The sequence below is a fragment of the Croceitalea marina genome (assembly GCF_042684265.1).
GTDB classification, from domain to species: Bacteria; Bacteroidota; Bacteroidia; order Flavobacteriales; family Flavobacteriaceae; genus Croceitalea; species Croceitalea marina.
This window is the reverse complement of the sequence record NZ_JBHULB010000041.1, coordinates 1-1247: the sequence shown is the minus strand read 5'-3', so window position 1 is coordinate 1247 and position 1247 is coordinate 1. Positions and strand designations below refer to the sequence as shown.

Genomic DNA, 1247 nt, shown 5'->3' with positions numbered 1-1247 from the left:
GATGCAGGTTTTGAAACAAAAAAGCAGCAAAAGCATAAAGCTCTTGCTGCGCGGGATAACAAATTGATTACTCAACTTGTTTCCTAAAATTTTACAGAAAAAACTTGTTTTTTGACACAGTACCTATAAGTAGTTGCGTGGTTTAGCAATTAACTTTGCAAGTACACACCAAACTGAAAATCCGCGAGGATTTTCAGAAGTAGGCGAGAACAAGCAATTACTTATAGCCATTGTTGTACGCAGTATTTATTGTTCGTATACATTTTTTAATTCCTTATCGTTTCCAAACTCATATTTGAAGTTTCCAACCTCAAAAGTTCGTTCACCCGCCTTTTTAAATCTTCCTTTATTCATAAACAGAAAATCATCTTGATTACAATCTTGGGTATAATGTGCGATTACTAAATTGTAGAAGTTGAAATTTCCATTATCGTTTTTATGCAATTGTAAAAATTCATTTTTCATTGCTTCTGGAACATTCATCAAAGCTTTTGTTTGATTATTGACTTCTTGCATAGCTTCAATTTCGTTTCTTTGATATTGTTTGGCTTCTCTGACCATACTTTTAACCATATTTTGGTTAATATCTTTTAGCCATTTCGTTGATGAATTTTCCCATTCAGATGAAGTGAACGCTGTGAGTGTTCCATTTTCAAATTGAAGATAAAGTCCAAGTTTTTGAGATTTGTATAAATCTTTTTCCTCTTTAGTCAATTCGAGAATTGATTTCACGAAATCCAAGTCAAAATTTTCGTAGTCGATTCCTTCTTGTAAAATGTCCTCAACATTGAGGTCAGAATATTCAAAATTCCAGTCAATTCCTTTTACAGCTTTTGAGACATCTGAATATGAAATTTTAGTTTTATTTTCGGCTAATACAAATTCAAGATTTTTAGTCAAAGTTTTAAATCCTAATACCGAAATTTTGTTCGAGTCAAATGAATGTATTGTATAAATATGATTTGTCGGAAAACCTATTTTCTCAATACAATCATTGATTGAGCCTTTTTCCAGTTCATCGATTGGAATTAGTTCCTGATTCTCAACTTTGAAAAAACCAGTTTTACTGCTGTATTCCTTTTTAGAAAATAAATTTTTAAACATTCGTATTGTTGGTTTTATATGTCTAGTCCTGAAATATGGCTACAGGTTAAAAATAGATTTACGCTGTTAATTTATATACCATATTAGGTGTTTTGTATTCTAAAGATAAATGTAATCTTATTTCATTGTATAGATTGATTGCA

Annotated in this window: 1 protein-coding gene; it reads right to left on the bottom strand. The window is 30.6% G+C overall.

Annotated elements, in window-relative coordinates; translation table 11 throughout:
* Positions 1-246: 246 nt before the first annotated feature.
* A complete protein-coding gene (locus ACFSQJ_RS14235) occupies positions 247-1104 on the bottom strand; it encodes a hypothetical protein (protein ID WP_377767642.1) in 858 nt (285 codons plus the stop codon).
* Positions 1105-1247 lie beyond the last annotated feature (143 nt).

Coding starts and splice junctions, on each gene's coding strand:
- ACFSQJ_RS14235 (WP_377767642.1), bottom strand. CDS start 1,104: ATGTTTAAAAATTTATTTTCTAAAAAGGAATACAGCAGTAAAACTGGT.